This is a genomic window from Heyndrickxia acidicola, assembly GCF_001636425.1.
Classification (GTDB): Bacteria; Bacillota; Bacilli; order Bacillales; family Bacillaceae_C; genus Bacillus_AE; species Bacillus_AE acidicola.
This window is the reverse complement of sequence record NZ_KV440953.1, coordinates 3,522,699-3,537,674: the sequence shown is the minus strand read 5'-3', so window position 1 is coordinate 3,537,674 and position 14,976 is coordinate 3,522,699. Positions and strand designations below refer to the sequence as shown.

29 protein-coding genes are annotated in these 14,976 nt (G+C 40.4%); all 29 read right to left on the bottom strand.

The genetic code is table 11. The annotated features are described in order from the left end of the window. Positions 1–39: 39 nt before the first annotated feature. On the bottom strand, positions 40–429 hold the full coding sequence (rpsK, locus tag A5N88_RS16545) for a 30S ribosomal protein S11 (protein WP_066267994.1): 390 nt from the start codon (positions 427–429) through the stop codon (positions 40–42). Between the two features lie 24 nt (positions 430–453). After that, on the bottom strand, positions 454–819 hold the full coding sequence (gene rpsM, locus A5N88_RS16540; RefSeq protein ID WP_066267992.1) for a 30S ribosomal protein S13: 366 nt from the start codon (positions 817–819) through the stop codon (positions 454–456). A gap of 23 nt (positions 820–842) precedes the next feature. Further along, entirely contained in the window at positions 843–956 is a 114-nt protein-coding gene (gene rpmJ, locus A5N88_RS16535; protein ID WP_003156543.1) for a 50S ribosomal protein L36, read from the bottom strand. A gap of 38 nt (positions 957–994) precedes the next feature. After that, positions 995–1,213, bottom strand: a complete 219-nt coding sequence (infA, locus tag A5N88_RS16530) for a translation initiation factor IF-1 (RefSeq protein ID WP_055741079.1) — start codon at positions 1,211–1,213, stop codon at positions 995–997. A gap of 200 nt (positions 1,214–1,413) precedes the next feature. Further along, positions 1,414–2,160 (bottom strand): type I methionyl aminopeptidase, encoded by a 747-nt coding sequence (gene map / locus A5N88_RS16525; RefSeq protein ID WP_066267990.1) that lies wholly within the window; start codon positions 2,158–2,160, stop codon positions 1,414–1,416. Continuing rightward, positions 2,157–2,810: an adenylate kinase gene (locus tag A5N88_RS16520; protein WP_066267988.1), complete on the bottom strand. Its 654-nt coding sequence runs from the start codon at positions 2,808–2,810 to the stop codon at positions 2,157–2,159. Before A5N88_RS16520 ends, map begins: the two co-directional genes overlap by 4 nt. Before the next feature lie 68 nt (positions 2,811–2,878). Next, on the bottom strand, positions 2,879–4,174 hold the full coding sequence (gene secY / locus A5N88_RS16515; protein WP_066267986.1) for a preprotein translocase subunit SecY: 1,296 nt from the start codon (positions 4,172–4,174) through the stop codon (positions 2,879–2,881). Continuing rightward, positions 4,174–4,614, bottom strand: coding sequence for a 50S ribosomal protein L15 (gene rplO, locus A5N88_RS16510; protein WP_066267982.1), 441 nt, complete (start codon positions 4,612–4,614; stop codon positions 4,174–4,176). Before rplO ends, secY begins: the two co-directional genes overlap by 1 nt. A gap of 34 nt (positions 4,615–4,648) precedes the next feature. Further along, entirely contained in the window at positions 4,649–4,831 is a 183-nt protein-coding gene (rpmD, locus tag A5N88_RS16505) for a 50S ribosomal protein L30 (protein WP_066267981.1), read from the bottom strand. Between the two features lie 13 nt (positions 4,832–4,844). Beyond that, positions 4,845–5,345 (bottom strand): 30S ribosomal protein S5, encoded by a 501-nt coding sequence (gene rpsE / locus A5N88_RS16500; RefSeq protein WP_066267979.1) that lies wholly within the window; start codon positions 5,343–5,345, stop codon positions 4,845–4,847. Between the two features lie 21 nt (positions 5,346–5,366). Further along, positions 5,367–5,729 (bottom strand): 50S ribosomal protein L18, encoded by a 363-nt coding sequence (gene rplR / locus A5N88_RS16495; protein WP_066267977.1) that lies wholly within the window; start codon positions 5,727–5,729, stop codon positions 5,367–5,369. A 32-nt stretch (positions 5,730–5,761) separates the two neighbouring features. Next, positions 5,762–6,298 (bottom strand): 50S ribosomal protein L6, encoded by a 537-nt coding sequence (rplF, locus tag A5N88_RS16490; protein ID WP_066267975.1) that lies wholly within the window; start codon positions 6,296–6,298, stop codon positions 5,762–5,764. A 28-nt stretch (positions 6,299–6,326) separates the two neighbouring features. Continuing rightward, positions 6,327–6,725, bottom strand: coding sequence for a 30S ribosomal protein S8 (gene rpsH, locus A5N88_RS16485; RefSeq protein ID WP_066267974.1), 399 nt, complete (start codon positions 6,723–6,725; stop codon positions 6,327–6,329). 28 nt (positions 6,726–6,753) lie between these two features. Continuing rightward, complete coding sequence (locus A5N88_RS16480) at positions 6,754–6,939, bottom strand: type Z 30S ribosomal protein S14 (RefSeq protein ID WP_066267973.1); 186 nt, start codon at positions 6,937–6,939, stop codon at positions 6,754–6,756. A gap of 15 nt (positions 6,940–6,954) precedes the next feature. Continuing rightward, a complete protein-coding gene (rplE, locus tag A5N88_RS16475) occupies positions 6,955–7,494 on the bottom strand; it encodes a 50S ribosomal protein L5 (RefSeq protein ID WP_066267972.1) in 540 nt (179 codons plus the stop codon). 26 nt (positions 7,495–7,520) lie between these two features. Then, complete coding sequence (gene rplX, locus A5N88_RS16470; protein ID WP_066267970.1) at positions 7,521–7,832, bottom strand: 50S ribosomal protein L24; 312 nt, start codon at positions 7,830–7,832, stop codon at positions 7,521–7,523. Between the two features lie 37 nt (positions 7,833–7,869). Next, on the bottom strand, positions 7,870–8,238 hold the full coding sequence (gene rplN / locus A5N88_RS16465; RefSeq protein ID WP_066267969.1) for a 50S ribosomal protein L14: 369 nt from the start codon (positions 8,236–8,238) through the stop codon (positions 7,870–7,872). Positions 8,239–8,282: 44 nt separating this feature from the next. Continuing rightward, a complete protein-coding gene (rpsQ, locus tag A5N88_RS16460) occupies positions 8,283–8,546 on the bottom strand; it encodes a 30S ribosomal protein S17 (protein WP_066267966.1) in 264 nt (87 codons plus the stop codon). Between the two features lie 18 nt (positions 8,547–8,564). Then, positions 8,565–8,768, bottom strand: coding sequence for a 50S ribosomal protein L29 (gene rpmC, locus A5N88_RS16455; RefSeq protein WP_003351417.1), 204 nt, complete (start codon positions 8,766–8,768; stop codon positions 8,565–8,567). Further along, complete coding sequence (rplP, locus tag A5N88_RS16450) at positions 8,758–9,192, bottom strand: 50S ribosomal protein L16 (protein WP_066267964.1); 435 nt, start codon at positions 9,190–9,192, stop codon at positions 8,758–8,760. Before rplP ends, rpmC begins: the two co-directional genes overlap by 11 nt. Before the next feature lie 2 nt (positions 9,193–9,194). Further along, entirely contained in the window at positions 9,195–9,851 is a 657-nt protein-coding gene (gene rpsC / locus A5N88_RS16445) for a 30S ribosomal protein S3 (RefSeq protein ID WP_066267963.1), read from the bottom strand. 3 nt (positions 9,852–9,854) lie between these two features. After that, the gene (gene rplV, locus A5N88_RS16440) at positions 9,855–10,196 is read right to left on the bottom strand and encodes a 50S ribosomal protein L22 (protein WP_066267962.1); all 342 of its coding nucleotides are present in this window, start codon (positions 10,194–10,196) and stop codon (positions 9,855–9,857) included. An 18-nt stretch (positions 10,197–10,214) separates the two neighbouring features. After that, the gene (gene rpsS / locus A5N88_RS16435; RefSeq protein WP_066267959.1) at positions 10,215–10,493 is read right to left on the bottom strand and encodes a 30S ribosomal protein S19; all 279 of its coding nucleotides are present in this window, start codon (positions 10,491–10,493) and stop codon (positions 10,215–10,217) included. Positions 10,494–10,553: 60 nt separating this feature from the next. Then, on the bottom strand, positions 10,554–11,384 hold the full coding sequence (rplB, locus tag A5N88_RS16430; RefSeq protein WP_066267956.1) for a 50S ribosomal protein L2: 831 nt from the start codon (positions 11,382–11,384) through the stop codon (positions 10,554–10,556). A gap of 36 nt (positions 11,385–11,420) precedes the next feature. Further along, entirely contained in the window at positions 11,421–11,705 is a 285-nt protein-coding gene (gene rplW, locus A5N88_RS16425) for a 50S ribosomal protein L23 (RefSeq protein WP_066267953.1), read from the bottom strand. Beyond that, positions 11,705–12,328, bottom strand: coding sequence for a 50S ribosomal protein L4 (gene rplD / locus A5N88_RS16420; protein WP_066267952.1), 624 nt, complete (start codon positions 12,326–12,328; stop codon positions 11,705–11,707). The genes rplW and rplD overlap by 1 nt, the downstream gene beginning before the upstream one ends. 28 nt (positions 12,329–12,356) lie before the next feature. After that, on the bottom strand, positions 12,357–12,986 hold the full coding sequence (gene rplC / locus A5N88_RS16415) for a 50S ribosomal protein L3 (RefSeq protein ID WP_066267950.1): 630 nt from the start codon (positions 12,984–12,986) through the stop codon (positions 12,357–12,359). Between the two features lie 33 nt (positions 12,987–13,019). Next, on the bottom strand, positions 13,020–13,328 hold the full coding sequence (rpsJ, locus tag A5N88_RS16410) for a 30S ribosomal protein S10 (RefSeq protein ID WP_003354783.1): 309 nt from the start codon (positions 13,326–13,328) through the stop codon (positions 13,020–13,022). Positions 13,329–13,777: 449 nt separating this feature from the next. After that, the gene (tuf, locus tag A5N88_RS16405) at positions 13,778–14,965 is read right to left on the bottom strand and encodes an elongation factor Tu (RefSeq protein WP_066267948.1); all 1,188 of its coding nucleotides are present in this window, start codon (positions 14,963–14,965) and stop codon (positions 13,778–13,780) included. Positions 14,966–14,976: the final 11 nt, after the last annotated feature.

Below are 14,976 nucleotides of genomic sequence, written 5' to 3'. Positions count from 1 at the left end.
TCCCATTATAGACAGGGATACAAATTCTATACAGAAAAATTAAACACGACGACGTTTTGGTGGGCGGCATCCATTATGAGGAACAGGTGTAACGTCTTTGATAGCAGTTACTTCTAGTCCTGCAGCTTGAAGTGCACGGATAGCAGCTTCACGGCCTGCACCAGGTCCTTTAACAGTAACTTCAAGAGTTTTCATGCCATGTTCCATAGATGTTTTAGCTGCTGTTTCAGCTGCCATTTGTGCTGCGAATGGAGTAGATTTACGAGAACCTTTAAATCCAAGAGCACCAGCACTAGACCAAGAAATAGCATTACCATGAGAATCTGTGATTGTTACGATTGTATTGTTGAATGTAGAACGAATGTGTGCAATACCTGTTTCAATATTCTTTTTCACACGACGTTTACGAGTTTGTGTTTTACGTGCCATAACTTAATGAACCTCCTTTACTAATTATTTCTTTTTGCCTGCTACAGTTTTACGAGGACCCTTACGAGTACGTGCATTGTTCTTCGTATTTTGTCCACGAACTGGTAAGCCTCTACGGTGGCGAAGACCACGGAAAGATCCAATTTCCATTAAGCGTTTAATGTTAAGAGAGATCTCACGGCGAAGGTCACCTTCAACTTTTAATTTGTCGATGATATCACGGATTTTGTTCAATTCATCTTCTGTAAGGTCGCGAACGCGAGTATCTTCAGAAACGCCTGCCTCTGCAAGTACCTTTTGAGCTGTTTGTTTACCAATACCATAAATATAAGTTAATGAAATCACAATACGTTTGTCACGTGGGATATCAACACCAGCAATACGTGCCATCTATTAGCGCACCTCCTTTAATATTATCCTTGTTTTTGTTTATGTTTTGGGTTTTCACAAATAACCATAACTTTGCCTTTTCTGCGAATAACTTTACATTTCTCACAGATTGGCTTAACTGATGGTCTGACTTTCATCTGATTTACCTCCTTAATAGTACGGAGTGCATATTGGTTTATTTATAACGATACGTAATTCTTCCGCGTGTTAGATCGTACGGAGAAAGTTCAACTGTCACTTTGTCTCCTGGCAAGATACGAATAAAATGCATTCTGATTTTACCTGAAACATGAGCTAACACAGTATGACCATTCTCTAATTCTACCTTAAACATGGCATTTGGCAAAGTTTCACTAACAGTGCCTTCTACCTCGATAACGTCATCTTTCGCCATCGAACCATTCTCCCTTCTAATATCATTTATGGACTCTTATGAAGTGCCCATCAGGTTTATCTTGTAAGAACGCAGGTCTAATGCTGGATATAAAAGATTATGGCCAACGCCCCATATATTTTACACATATGGCAAACAGAATAATTATATCAGTTTTCAACCAATATAACCACCATAAAATATGGTAGAAGGAAAAATACCTACTCTACCGTTAATATCTCATATCCAGTGTCAGTTATTGCGATTGTATGCTCGAAATGCGCACACATCCTGCCATCAACAGTCACTACTGTCCATTGATCCTCCAGTGTACGAACAAAACGGCTACCCGCATTTACCATTGGTTCAATACAGAGCACCATTCCGGGCTGAAGACGTGGGCCTTTATTAGGCGGTCCATAATGAGGTATTATTGGTTCTTCATGTAATTCTTGACCAATCCCATGCCCGGCATACTCGCGAACAATAGAAAAGCCTTTTGTTTCAACAAAACTTTGAATCGCATGAGAGATGTTCGATAAACGCTCACCAGGTTTTGCTTCATTCAACCCCTGGTAGAGAGACTCTTCAGTCACATCTAATAGCTTTCGTTTTTCACTATCTATTGAACCCACAGGATATGTCCAAGCAGAATCACTATGGTATCCAAGATATTTCGCACCAATATCTATTGTAACGATGTCTCCTTCTGCTAACACACGGTCGCCCGGAATTCCATGAACCAACTCATCATTTACTGATATGCAAATCGTGTCACGAAATCCATTATAACCTTTAAAAGAAGGAAATGCATCATGATCAAGTATATATTTTTCAGCAATTACATCCAATTCTCTGGTTGTAATTCCCGGAGCGGTTTGTTGTTTCAATTTTTTATGAGTCAAAGCAACAATCTTACCTGCTGTTCTCATAATCTCAATTTCTTGAGGAGACTTACATTGAATCATGCATGCAAGATCCCAAGCAAATGGTCAATATCAGCAAATACCTTATTAATGGCCTGTTCTCCATCTATATTGCGCAAGTAGCCTTTCGCATTATAGAAATCAAGAAGAGGTTTCGTTTGTTTAATATTGACATTCAAACGATTTTGAACCGTTTCTGCATTATCATCTGCGCGTTGATATAGCTCTCCGCCGCAACGATCACAAACGCCTGGCTTACTAGGAGGATTAAATACAAGATGATACGTCGCACCGCAGCTTTTACATATGCGTCGGCCGGTTAAACGTTCCATTAAGCTATCAAGATCAACCTGAATATTAATGCAGTAATCAATCTTTTTATTTAATCCGTGTAAAATGTCTTCAAGTGCTTCAGCCTGTGCAACAGTTCTTGGGAAACCATCAAGCAAGAAGCCTTTCTGACAGTCCTCTTTGCTTAAGCGTTCCTGGACAATACCGATTGTCACTTCATCAGGTACAAGTTCGCCTTTATCCATAAACGATTTAGCCTTTAGACCAAGCTCTGTTTCGTCTTTCATGGCAGCACGGAACATATCGCCAGTTGAGATATGAGGGATTTTATATTTTTCTACGATTCTTTCGGCTTGAGTACCTTTTCCAGCTCCTGGAAGGCCCATCAATACTAAATTCACTCGTAATCCCCCTAAACTCTGTTAAAGATTTTGGGTATATCAGCTATACCCAAAACCCAACATATTATTTATTTAATAAAGCCTTTATAGTGGCGCTTAACCAGTTGAGATTCCAATTGCTTCATTACTTCAAGCGCTACTCCTATTACTACAAGCAAGCTTGTTCCGCCAATTCTGGCAGACGTCGGCAGGCCTGCAAGCTGAGTGAATAGAACTGGAAGTATAGCAATAACTGCAAGGAAGATTGAACCCACGAATGTTAATCGGTATAGAACGCGATTAAGATATTCATGTGTGTTTTTTCCCGGACGAATGCCCGGAATATATCCGCCTTGCTTTTTAAGGTTCTCTGCAACCTGCTCTGGATTGACTTGAACAAATGCATAAAAATAACTAAATGCGATGATCAAGGCAATATAGATTGCGGCACCAAGAGGCTTCGTATAATCGAAGATCCATTGGATGGTGGATGTTACGTTGTTGGAACCAAAGAACGAAGCAATGGTTTGCGGCGCAAAAACAAACGATACCGCAAAGATTACTGGGATAACTCCTGCAGCATTCACTTTAAGCGGTAAATGTGTCGTTTGGCCTCCAACAGGGCTGCGTCCAGCTTGACGCTGTGCATATTGGATCGGTATTTTCCGCAACGCCTGCTGCACAAAAATAACTCCAACAGTGATCGCTATCACAACAACTAAAATAAGCAAGAGAATGATAAGCTTAATGAAAAGCTGCTGTCCTGCATTTTGAAGCTGCTGCTGATAAATTTGAGTAATTGCATTAGGGATTGCAGCAATTATTCCAGCCATGATAATGATTGAAATACCATTGCCTACTCCTTTTGCCGTGATCTGTTCACCAAGCCACATTAAAAATGCAGTTCCGGCAGTTAAAACCAAAGCAATTGTAATATAAGTGCCAATTCCAGGATTTATAACTAGTTGTCCGCCCGACAGGTTATTAAAGCCGTAAGACATACCAAGAGCTTCGATAAAGCCAAGGATAACAGTGAAATAGCGCGTAAACTGTGCCAGCTTGCGTCTGCCTACTTCACCTTGTTTAGACCACTCTGTAAATTTAGGAATGACATCCATTTGCAAGAGTTGAACAATGATAGATGCAGTGATGTATGGCATGATCCCCATTGCAAAGATAGAGAATCTGCTCATAGCACCACCGCCAAATGTATTGAGAAGTCCGAGCAACCCAGATGATTGACTCGTAGACATCAATACACTTGCATCAACACCCGGAACGGGAATATGTGCGCCAATCCGGAATACAATTAACATTAATAGCGTGAAAAAAATTTTATTTCTTATATCACGTACGCGCATAAAATTGGAGATTGTGCGAAACATTAGATCACCTCAGTTTGTCCGCCAGCAGCTTCGATCGCTTCTTTAGCAGCAGAGGAGAATTTATGAGCTTTAACTGTTAACTTAGTTTCAAGCTTACCATTGCCAAGAATTTTTATTCCTGACTTCTCTTTGCTTACTAATCCTGTTTCGATTAGAAGAGCTGGAGTAACTTCAGTTCCATCTTCAAAACGATTTAATGCTTCAAGATTTACGATTGCATAATCTTTACGATTAATGTTCGTGAAACCGCGTTTTGGTAAACGACGGAATAAAGGAGTTTGTCCCCCTTCAAATCCAAGACGAACGCCACCGCCAGAACGGGCTTTTTGACCTTTATGGCCTTTACCGGCAGTTTTACCGTTACCAGATCCAATACCACGACCTAAACGATTACGCTCTTTACGTGAACCTTGAGCAGGTTTTAATTCATGAAGATTCATTTTGTCGGCACCTCCTTATATAAGTAAGATTTTATTACTGTTCTTTAACTGTTACAAGATGTGATACCTTGTTGATCATGCCGCGAATAGCTGCATTATCAGCTTGCTCAACTGTTTGATTTACTTTTCGCAAACCAAGAGCTTGAACAGTATCGCGCTGATCTTGAGGACGACCGATCAAGCTGCGAGTGAGGGTAATTGCTAATTTGTTCGCCATTATAAGTCCCTCCTTATCCTAACAGTTCTTCTACTGATTTATTACGTAATTTAGCAACATCTTCAGCACGTTTTAATTGCTTAATGCCTTCCATAGTTGCACGAATCATATTGATTGGTGTGTTTGAACCTAGAGATTTAGAGGTAATATCTGCTACACCAGCTAATTCTAGAATCGCACGGACAGGACCGCCGGCGATAACACCTGTACCAGGAGAACCTGGTTTCATTAAGATTTGACCAGCACCGAAGCGTCCAATTACTTGGTGTGGGATTGTTGTACCAACCGTTGGCACTTCAATCAGGTTTTTCTTAGCATCTTCAACCGCTTTACGAATCGCATCAGGTACTTCCTGTGCTTTTCCTGTTCCAAAGCCTACATGGCCATTTCTGTCACCAACTACAACAAGTGCAGAGAAACGGAAACGACGGCCACCTTTAACAACCTTTGCAACACGGTTTACAGTAACAACGCGTTCTTCTAACTCAAGTTTGTTAGCATCTATTTGACGCATCTATTTGTCCCTCCTTTTTTATTAGAATTGTAATCCATTTTCACGAGCTGCATCAGCAAGAGCTTGAATTCGTCCGTGATATAAGTAACCGCCGCGGTCGAATACAACTTCTTTCACGCCTTGTTCTACAGCACGTTTTGCTATTATTTCGCCGACTTTTTTAGCTGCGTCAACATTACTTGTTGATTCAAGATTTACATCTTTATCAAGCGTGGAAGCGCTGGCTAAAGTAATACCCTTTAAATCGTCGATCAACTGAGCATAGATATGCTTATTAGAGCGGTAAACGTTCAAACGCGGACGAGCAGTTGTTCCGCTTAACTTAGAACGTACACGAGCATGTCTTTTTTTGCGCACCTGATTTTTATCTGGCTTAGTGATCATCGAAGTCACTCCTTTCTTCTGACTAGGAAGCTTTATTTACCTGTTTTACCTTCTTTTCTACGTACAAATTCGCCTTCATAACGAATACCTTTGCCTTTGTATGGCTCTGGCGGACGAACGTCACGGATCTTAGCAGCTAGAGCACCAACGCGTTCTTTGCTAATTCCTTTAACGATAATTTTTGTATTAGATGGAACTTCGATTTCAAGACCATTTTCAGCTTCGAATTCAACCGGATGTGAATAACCAACATTCAAAACAAGTTTAGCACCTTGTTTTTGAGCACGGTAACCTACACCGATAAGTTCCAATGATTTTTGGTATCCATTAGATACACCCTCAACCATGTTAGCAAGTAGCGCACGAGTTGTACCATGCAATGCACGGTGTGCTTTTGCTTCAGATGGACGAGATATGTTAATGATATTCTCTTCAACACTGATTGTGATATCCGGGTTAAAGCTGCGAGTAAGCTCACCCTTTGCACCTTTAACAGTGACAGTATTACCATCTAAAGTTACAGTAACTCCAGATGGGATTTCGATAGGCTTTTTACCTACACGTGACATTCCTTTGCACCTCCATTCATAATACGTTTTACCAAACGTATGCTAATACTTCTCCGCCAACTTGTTGGTTGCGCGCTTCTTTGTCTGTTAAGACACCTTGTGATGTAGAAACGATCGCAATACCAAGACCGTTAAGTACCTTAGGTACTTCAGTTGATTTTGCATAAACACGAAGACCTGGTTTACTGATACGCTTAATACCAGTGATAACGCGTTCGTTGTTAGCACCATACTTCAAGAAAATACGGATGATGCCTTGTTTGTTATCTTCAACATATTCTACATCACGAACGAAACCTTCACGTTTTAAGATTTCAGCGATGTCTCTTTTGATTTTAGAAGCAGGAACTTCTAATTTCTCGTGACGTACCATATTTGCATTACGAATACGTGTAAGCAAATCTGCAATTGGATCTGTCATAACCATAATATTAACCTCCTTCCCAATTTCGGGTTTACCAACTAGCTTTCTTAACGCCAGGAATTTGACCTTTATAAGCAAGTTCACGGAAACAAATACGGCAAAGCTTGAATTTACGGATTACTGAATGTGGACGTCCGCAACGTTCACAGCGTGTATAGCCTTGAACTTTAAACTTTGGTTCGCGCTTTTGTTTCACGATCATAGATTTTTTAGCCACGTTCTCGCCTCCCTTTTACTTTTGGAATGGCATTCCGAGTTGTGTTAATAGCTCACGAGCTTCTTCATCAGTTTTAGCAGTAGTTACGATTACGATGTCCATACCGCGGACTTTGCTTACTTTATCATAATCGATTTCAGGGAAGATAAGTTGTTCTCTAACACCTAGTGTGTAGTTTCCACGGCCATCAAAAGATTTTTTTGAGATACCACGGAAGTCACGTACACGTGGAAGAGAAACAGAAATTAACTTATCAAGAAATTCATACATACGTTCACCGCGAAGTGTAACTTTCGCACCGATAGGCATACCTTCACGAAGGCGGAATCCCGCAATAGAGTTTTTCGCTTTTGTAACAACAGGTTTTTGACCAGTAATCAAAGCTAGTTCTTCAACAGCATTGTCAAGAACTTTAGCGTTTTGAACAGCGTCACCTACACCCATGTTGATAACGATTTTTTCGACTTTTGGTACTTGCATTACTGATTTATAGTTAAACTTGCTCACTAGAGCAGGGCTTAATTCTTTTTCAAATTTTTCCTTTAGGCGGTTCATTTAGTGTACCTCCCTTCATCTTGAGACTATTTATCGATTTGTTCACCAGATTTTACTGCTACACGTACTTTTTTGCCATTAACATCTTTGTAACCAACACGAGTAGGCTCGTTTGATTTTGGGTCTAATAGCATAACGTTTGATACGTGAATTGATGCTTCTTTATTAATGATTCCACCTTGTGGATTAACTTGTGAAGGTTTTGAGTGTTTCTTTACGATGTTAACACCTTCAACGATCACACGGTCTTTTTTTGGAAAAGCAGCTAAGACTACGCCAGTCTTGCCTTTGTCTTTGCCAGTAATGACCATTACTTTATCGCCTTTTTTTACATGCATCCTAATCGCACCTCCTTGATTTTCAAATCGTTTTATATTAAAGAACTTCCGGAGCTAAGGATACGATTTTCATGAAATTGTTGTTACGTAGTTCACGTGCAACCGGTCCGAAAATACGTGTTCCACGAGGACTCTTATCGTCACGGATGATTACACATGCGTTTTCATCAAAACGGATATATGAACCATCTGTACGGCGTACTCCACTCTTCGTACGAACGACTACTGCTTTAACAACGTCACTTTTTTTAACAACGCCTCCTGGTGTTGCTTGTTTCACAGTACAAACGATGACATCACCAATATTAGCTGTTTTACGGCCGGAACCGCCTAGTACTTTGATTGTTAAAACTTCTCTAGCACCAGAATTGTCAGCAACTTTTAAACGAGTTTCCTGTTGAATCATTTTTGTTTACCTCCCTTCGGAATAAACACGAATCCGAACTTATATTAGATAATAACAGCTTTTTCTACGATTTCTACAAGACGGAAACGCTTTGTCGCTGATAGCGGACGAGTTTCCATGATGCGTACGATATCGCCAGTTTTAGCTTCATTATTTTCATCATGCGCTTTAAACTTCTTAGAGTATTTCACGCGTTTGCCATAAAGTGAATGTTTTTTATAAGTTTCTACAAGAACCGTAACAGTTTTATCCATTTTATCTGAAACTACACGGCCAGTATAAACTTTACGTTGGTTGCGCTCACTCATTCTGCAAACCTCCTCTCATTATCGATTGTTAACACCGATCTCTCTCTCACGGATCACTGTCTTCATACGAGCAATCGCTTTTCTAACTTCACGAATGCGAGCAGTATTTTCAAGTTGACCAGTTGCGAGCTGGAAACGAAGATTAAACAATTCTTCTTTTAAAGATTTTACTTTTTGTTCTATTTCTGCAGTGGTTAAGTCACGAATTTCATTAGCTTTCACTTGATTCACCACCAATTTCTTCTCGTTTTACAAACTTACACTTAACTGGAAGTTTGTGCATTGCAAGACGTAAAGCTTCACGAGCTACTTCCTCAGAAACACCAGCGATTTCAAACATCACTTTTCCAGGTTTAACTACTGCTACCCAGCCTTCAGGAGCACCTTTACCGGAACCCATCCGCACTTCAAGAGGTTTTGCAGTATATGGCTTGTGAGGGAAGATTTTAATCCAAACTTTACCGCCACGTTTCATGTAACGAGTCATTGCAATACGAGCAGCTTCGATTTGACGGTTAGTGATCCAAGAAGCTTCAAGAGCTTGTAATCCATATTCGCCAAATGATACTTCTGTACCGCCTTTTGCACGACCGCGCATTTTACCACGATGTTCACGACGATATTTCACACGTTTAGGTAATAACATGATTATTTTCCTCCTTCCTCAGATTTTTTCTTCGTAGGAAGAACCTCTCCACGATAAATCCATACTTTAACTCCAAGTTTACCGTATGTTGTGTCAGCTTCTGCATGAGCATAATCGATATCAGCACGAAGTGTATGAAGTGGAACAGTTCCTTCGCTGTAATGTTCAGCACGAGCAATGTCAGCTCCGCCAAGACGTCCAGATACTTGTGTTTTAATTCCTTTTGCTCCTGCGCGCAATGCACGTTGGATTGCTTGCTTTTGGGCACGACGGAAAGATACACGGTTTTCTAATTGACGAGCAATATTTTCAGCAACTAATTTCGCATCAAGATCAGCTTTTTTGATTTCAACGATGTTGATGTGTACGCGTTTGCCAGTTAGTTCGTTAAGGGCTTTACGAAGTGCTTCGACTTCAGTACCACCTTTACCGATTACCATACCAGGCTTCGCTGTACGGATTGTAATATTCACTCTGTTCGCAGCACGTTCAATTTCAACACCAGAAACAGATGCATCAGATAATCTTTTGCTGATGTATTCACGAATTTTGATGTCTTCGTGTAGAAGGTCTGCGTAGTCTTTTTCTGCGTACCATTTTGATTCCCAGTCACGAATCACGCCGATTCGAAGACCTATTGGATGTACTTTTTGACCCACGAATTATCCCTCCTTCTTTTCTGATACTATAATTGTAATGTGGCTAGTACGTTTGTTGATTTGGCTTGCGCGGCCCATAGCACGTGGACGGAAACGTTTCAGTGTTGGTCCTTCATTTACATAAGCCTCAGTAACAACTAGGTTATTAATATCCATATCATAGTTATGCTCTGCGTTAGCAATAGCAGACTTTAGTACTTTTTCTACAACCGGTGAAGCAGCTTTAGGTGTTAGCTTTAAGATAGCTACCGCTTCTCCTGCTTGCTTTCCTCGTATTAGATCGACTACTAGGCGTACTTTACGAGGAGCAATACGAATTGTATTCGCAACAGCTTTAGCTTGCATCAGGATGCCCTCCTCTCATTAACGTCTTGTTTTCTTGTCATCACTAGCGTGACCTTTATAAGTACGAGTTGGTGCAAATTCACCAAGCTTATGCCCTACCATATCTTCAGTCACGTATACAGGTACGTGTTTACGACCGTCATAAACAGCGATAGTGTGTCCGATAAATGCTGGGAAAATTGTTGAACGGCGAGACCAAGTTTTAACAACTTGCTTCTTGTCTGATTCATTAAGTTTTTCAACTTTTACCATTAAATGATCATCAACAAATGGACCTTTTTTTAAGCTGCGACCCATGGTTGAACCTCCCTTCGTGATTGTGCTACGGTCCCTCTTATGAACCGTAGATCAACCGCGTTATTTTTTACCACGACGTACGATAAACTTGTCGGATTTGTTTTTCTTCTTTCGAGTTTTGTAACCAAGAGTTGGTTTACCCCATGGAGACATTGGGGACTTACGTCCGATTGGCGCGCGTCCTTCACCACCACCGTGTGGATGGTCATTAGGGTTCATTACAGATCCACGTACAGTTGGGCGCTTGCCTAACCAGCGATTACGACCTGCTTTACCAATATTGATTAATTCGTGTTGTTCATTACCTACTTGACCAACAGTAGCGCGGCAAGTAGCAAGAATCATACGTACTTCACCAGAATTAAGACGTACAAGAACATATTTACCTTCTTTACCAAGAACTTGAGCAGAAGTACCTGCAGAACGAACTAATTGTCCGCCTTTGCCAGGTTTTAATTCGATATTGTGGATAACTGTACCCACTGGAATATCGCTTAACGGCAATGCATTTCCTACTTTAATATCTGCATCAGTACCAGACATGATTTCCATGCCCACTATAAGGTTCTTAGGTGCAAGAATGTAACGCTTTTCACCATCAACGTAGTTGATTAGTGCAATGTTAGATGAACGGTTTGGATCATACTCGATTGTAGCAACGCGTCCTGGTATACCATCTTTATCACGTTTAAAGTCGATAATACGGTATTGACGCTTATGGCCGCCACCTTGATGACGAACTGTTAACTTACCTTGGTTGTTACGGCCGCCTTTTCTTTTAAGAGGCGCTAGTAATGATTTTTCTGGTTTGTCAGTAGTAATCTCTGCAAAGTCAGAAGCAGTCATGCCGCGACGTCCGTTAGAGGTAGGTTTGTATTTTTTGATCGCCATGTTATTCCCTCCTCTTCAATAGCTAAATTTTAGTTTTTACGCTTCGAATAGTTCGATTTCTTTGCTTTCAGCAGTTAAAGTAACAATTGCTTTACGGCGCTTGTTAGTATAACCGGCATATTTACCCATGCGTTTGAATTTACCTTTGTAGTTCATTACGTTCACTTTAGAAACTTTAACTCCAAAGATTTCTTCAATAGCATCTTTAACTTGAGTTTTATTAGCTTTCACATCTACGTCAAAAACGTACTTTTTATCAGCCATTAATTCCATAGATTGTTCAGTAATAACGGGGCGCTTAATGATTCGTTGTGCATCCATTAACCAAGCACCTCCTCTATCTTTTCAACAGCGGCTTTAGTCACGATTAATTTATCATGAGAAACCACGTCTAAAACGTTAATTCCGTTTGCTTCAACTACAGTAATACCAGGGATATTACGTGCTGATAGAGCAACATTTGGGTTAGATCCGTCAGTTACTACAAGGGCTTTTTTGCCAACTGATAGATTTTTTAGAACAGCTGCAAATTCTTTTGTTTTAGGCGCATCGAATGAAAGAGATTCTAACACTAGAATATTTTCACCTAATACTTTTGAAGAAAGTGCAGATTTGATAGCTAGGCGACGTACCTTTTTAGGTAATTTGTAGCTGTAGCTGCGTGGAACTGGACCAAATACAGTACCACCACCACGCCATTGTGGTGAACGAATTGAACCTTGGCGAGCACGGCCAGTACCTTTTTGACGCCATGGTTTGCGGCCACCGCCGCTAACTTCAGAGCGATTTTTTACTTTATGAGTTCCTTGACGTAAGGAAGCTCTTTGCATAATGATTGCTTCGAACAATACATGTTCATTTGGTTCTATTCCAAATACGGAGTCATTTAATTCTACTTCTCCAACTTGTGATCCGCTTTGGTTATATAGAGCTACTTTTGGCATTCCTGTTTCCTCCTTTCCTATCTATTAATTACTTTGCTTTAATCGCTGTTTTGATTGTAAGCAATGCTTTTTTCGGACCAGGAACATTTCCTTTTACAAGGATAAGATTGCGTTCTGCGTCAACTTTTACAATTTGAAGGTTTTGAACTGTAATACGCTCTCCACCAGTACGTCCAGGCAAAGCTTTTTGCTTGAATACACGGTTTGGAGCAACAGGTCCCATTGAACCAGGGCGACGGTGATAACGAGATCCGTGAGCCATAGGTCCGCGTGATTGTCCGTGGCGTTTAATTACACCTTGGAAACCTTTACCTTTAGAAATTCCAGTTACATCTACGATGTCACCTTCTGCAAATATATCAACTTTGACTTCTTGACCAACTTCATATTCATTAACATTTACTGCATCAAATTCGCGAACGAAGCGCTTAGGGGCAGTATTTGCTTTTGAAACATGACCTTTTTCCGGTTTGTTGGACAGCTTTTCTCTTTTATCGTCGAATCCAAGCTGAATCGCTTCGTATCCGTCCGTATCAATTGTTTTCTTTTGAAGAACAACGTTTGGAGTTGCTTGAACAACAGTTACAGGTACAAGGTCACCATTTTCAGCAAATACTTGCGTCATACCGATCTTTCTTCCTAAGATTCCTTTGGTCATGAGTCACACCTCCTAGATTTTATCATTTTATCATTAAAGTTTAATTTCGATGTCTACACCTGATGGCAAGTCTAAACGCATTAATGAATCAACAGTTTGTGGAGTTGGATTCACAATATCAATTAGACGTTTATGTGTGCGCATTTCGAACTGTTCACGAGAATCTTTGTACTTGTGCACCGCACGAAGAATTGTATAAACAGATTTTTCAGTTGGAAGCGGAATCGGACCAGATACAGCTGCACCAGATCTTTTTGCTGTCTCAACGATTTTTTCTGCTGATTGATCAAGAATTCTGTGATCATACGCTTTTAAACGTATACGAATTTTTTGTTTTGCCATTATTTTCCCTCCTTTATCGCCTATTTTCAAATAGACATTCTCCATGGAAATTTCCCACACACTCGCCATGGCAAAGCGGCCGGGTGTGTCAGCAACCTTCCACTTCATCGCAGTCAAAGACCAACATTGTCTATTATACATAAAACATAGCTGATATGCAACTGTATAATAAAATTTTATGGGCTCAACTACACTTTATTTATTATACATAGATATCAACTCACATTCAAGAAAATCTTTAAAAGATACAGCTTGTTAAATATGTTAATTTATCGAAGTAATATTTATAGAAGAAACTAAAAGAAGATTTGGTTATGCAGATATCTTTTGAAAAAATATGAAACTGGGAGTTTAAACAGGAGCATGGCTTTTATTACAAATCCCCCCCTAAATAATAATATAAAAATAGAAAAAGCAGATGGTGGCCATCCATCTGCTTTTCTACTCAATTATTTAGAGATTGAAGCTACAACGCCTGCGCCTACAGTACGTCCACCTTCGCGGATTGAGAATTTAGTTCCTTCTTCGATAGCGATTGGGGAAATAAGTTCTACAGTCATTTCGATGTTGTCGCCAGGCATAACCATTTCAACGCCTTCTGGAAGTTGAACGATACCAGTTACATCAGTTGTACGGAAGTAGAACTGTGGGCGGTAGTTTGTGAAGAATGGAGTGTGACGTCCACCTTCTTCTTTTGATAATACATAAACTTCAGCTTTGAAGTTAGTGTGTGGAGTGATTGTTCCTGGCTTAGCAAGAACTTGTCCACGTTGTACTTCTTCACGTGCAACACCACGTAGAAGAGCACCGATGTTGTCCCCAGCTTCTGCATAGTCAAGAAGCTTACGGAACATTTCAACACCTGTTACAGTTGTTGATTTTGGTTCTTCAGTTAAACCGATGATTTCGATAACGTCACCAACTTTAACTTGTCCACGTTCTACACGGCCTGTAGCAACAGTACCACGACCTGTGATTGAGAATACATCCTCAACAGGCATCATGAATGGTTTGTCAGTGTCACGTTCTGGAGTTGGGATATACTCATCAACTGCGTTCATTAATTCAATGATTTTTTCTTCCCAAGCTGCATCGCCTTCAAGCGCTCTAAGAGCAGAACCTTTGATTACTGGTACATCGTCACCAGGGAAATCATATTCAGAAAGAAGGTCGCGAACTTCCATTTCTACTAATTCTAATAATTCTTCATCGTCAACCATGTCGCATTTGTTTAAGAATACTACAAGGTAAGGTACACCTACTTGACGAGAAAGAAGGATATGTTCACGAGTTTGTGGCATTGGGCCATCAGCAGCAGATACTACTAGGATACCGCCGTCCATTTGAGCAGCACCAGTGATCATGTTTTTAACATAGTCAGCATGTCCTGGGCAGTCAACGTGCGCATAGTGGCGTTTTTCAGTTTCATACTCTACGTGTGCAGTATTGATAGTAATACCACGCTCACGTTCTTCTGGTGCACCGTCGATTTGATCGTATGCACGAGCTTCAGCTTTACCTGATTTAGCAAGAACAGTAGTGATTGCAGCTGTTAAAGTAGTTTTACCATGGTCAACGTGACCGATTGTTCCAATGTTAGTATGTTCTTTAGAACGGTCGAATTTAGCTTTACCCATTTGAATTTCCT

Coding starts and splice junctions, on each gene's coding strand:
- rpsK (WP_066267994.1), bottom strand. CDS start 429: ATGGCACGTAAAACACAAACTCGTAAACGTCGTGTGAAAAAGAATATT.
- rpsM (WP_066267992.1), bottom strand. CDS start 819: ATGGCACGTATTGCTGGTGTTGATATCCCACGTGACAAACGTATTGTG.
- rpmJ (WP_003156543.1), bottom strand. CDS start 956: ATGAAAGTCAGACCATCAGTTAAGCCAATCTGTGAGAAATGTAAAGTT.
- infA (WP_055741079.1), bottom strand. CDS start 1,213: ATGGCGAAAGATGACGTTATCGAGGTAGAAGGCACTGTTAGTGAAACT.
- map (WP_066267990.1), bottom strand. CDS start 2,160: ATGATTCAATGTAAGTCTCCTCAAGAAATTGAGATTATGAGAACAGCA.
- secY (WP_066267986.1), bottom strand. CDS start 4,174: ATGTTTCGCACAATCTCCAATTTTATGCGCGTACGTGATATAAGAAAT.
- rplO (WP_066267982.1), bottom strand. CDS start 4,614: ATGAATCTTCATGAATTAAAACCTGCTCAAGGTTCACGTAAAGAGCGT.
- rpmD (WP_066267981.1), bottom strand. CDS start 4,831: ATGGCGAACAAATTAGCAATTACCCTCACTCGCAGCTTGATCGGTCGT.
- rpsE (WP_066267979.1), bottom strand. CDS start 5,345: ATGCGTCAAATAGATGCTAACAAACTTGAGTTAGAAGAACGCGTTGTT.
- rplR (WP_066267977.1), bottom strand. CDS start 5,729: ATGATCACTAAGCCAGATAAAAATCAGGTGCGCAAAAAAAGACATGCT.
- rplF (WP_066267975.1), bottom strand. CDS start 6,298: ATGTCACGTGTAGGTAAAAAGCCTATCGAAATCCCATCTGGAGTTACT.
- rpsH (WP_066267974.1), bottom strand. CDS start 6,725: ATGGTTATGACAGATCCAATTGCAGATTTGCTTACACGTATTCGTAAT.
- rplE (WP_066267972.1), bottom strand. CDS start 7,494: ATGAACCGCCTAAAGGAAAAATTTGAAAAAGAATTAAGCCCTGCTCTA.
- rplX (WP_066267970.1), bottom strand. CDS start 7,832: ATGCATGTAAAAAAAGGCGATAAAGTAATGGTCATTACTGGCAAAGAC.
- rplN (WP_066267969.1), bottom strand. CDS start 8,238: ATGATTCAACAGGAAACTCGTTTAAAAGTTGCTGACAATTCTGGTGCT.
- rpsQ (WP_066267966.1), bottom strand. CDS start 8,546: ATGAGTGAGCGCAACCAACGTAAAGTTTATACTGGCCGTGTAGTTTCA.
- rplP (WP_066267964.1), bottom strand. CDS start 9,192: ATGTTATTACCTAAACGTGTGAAATATCGTCGTGAACATCGTGGTAAA.
- rplV (WP_066267962.1), bottom strand. CDS start 10,196: ATGCAAGCTAAAGCTGTTGCGAATACAATTCGTATTGCTCCTCGTAAA.
- rpsS (WP_066267959.1), bottom strand. CDS start 10,493: ATGGGTCGCAGCTTAAAAAAAGGTCCATTTGTTGATGATCATTTAATG.
- rplB (WP_066267956.1), bottom strand. CDS start 11,384: ATGGCGATCAAAAAATACAAACCTACCTCTAACGGACGTCGCGGCATG.
- rplW (WP_066267953.1), bottom strand. CDS start 11,705: ATGGATGCACAACGAATCATTAAGCGCCCCGTTATTACTGAACAATCT.
- rplD (WP_066267952.1), bottom strand. CDS start 12,328: ATGCCAAAAGTAGCTCTATATAACCAAAGCGGATCACAAGTTGGAGAA.
- rplC (WP_066267950.1), bottom strand. CDS start 12,986: ATGACCAAAGGAATCTTAGGAAGAAAGATCGGTATGACGCAAGTATTT.
- rpsJ (WP_003354783.1), bottom strand. CDS start 13,328: ATGGCAAAACAAAAAATTCGTATACGTTTAAAAGCGTATGATCACAGA.
- tuf (WP_066267948.1), bottom strand. CDS start 14,965: ATGGGTAAAGCTAAATTCGACCGTTCTAAAGAACATACTAACATTGGA.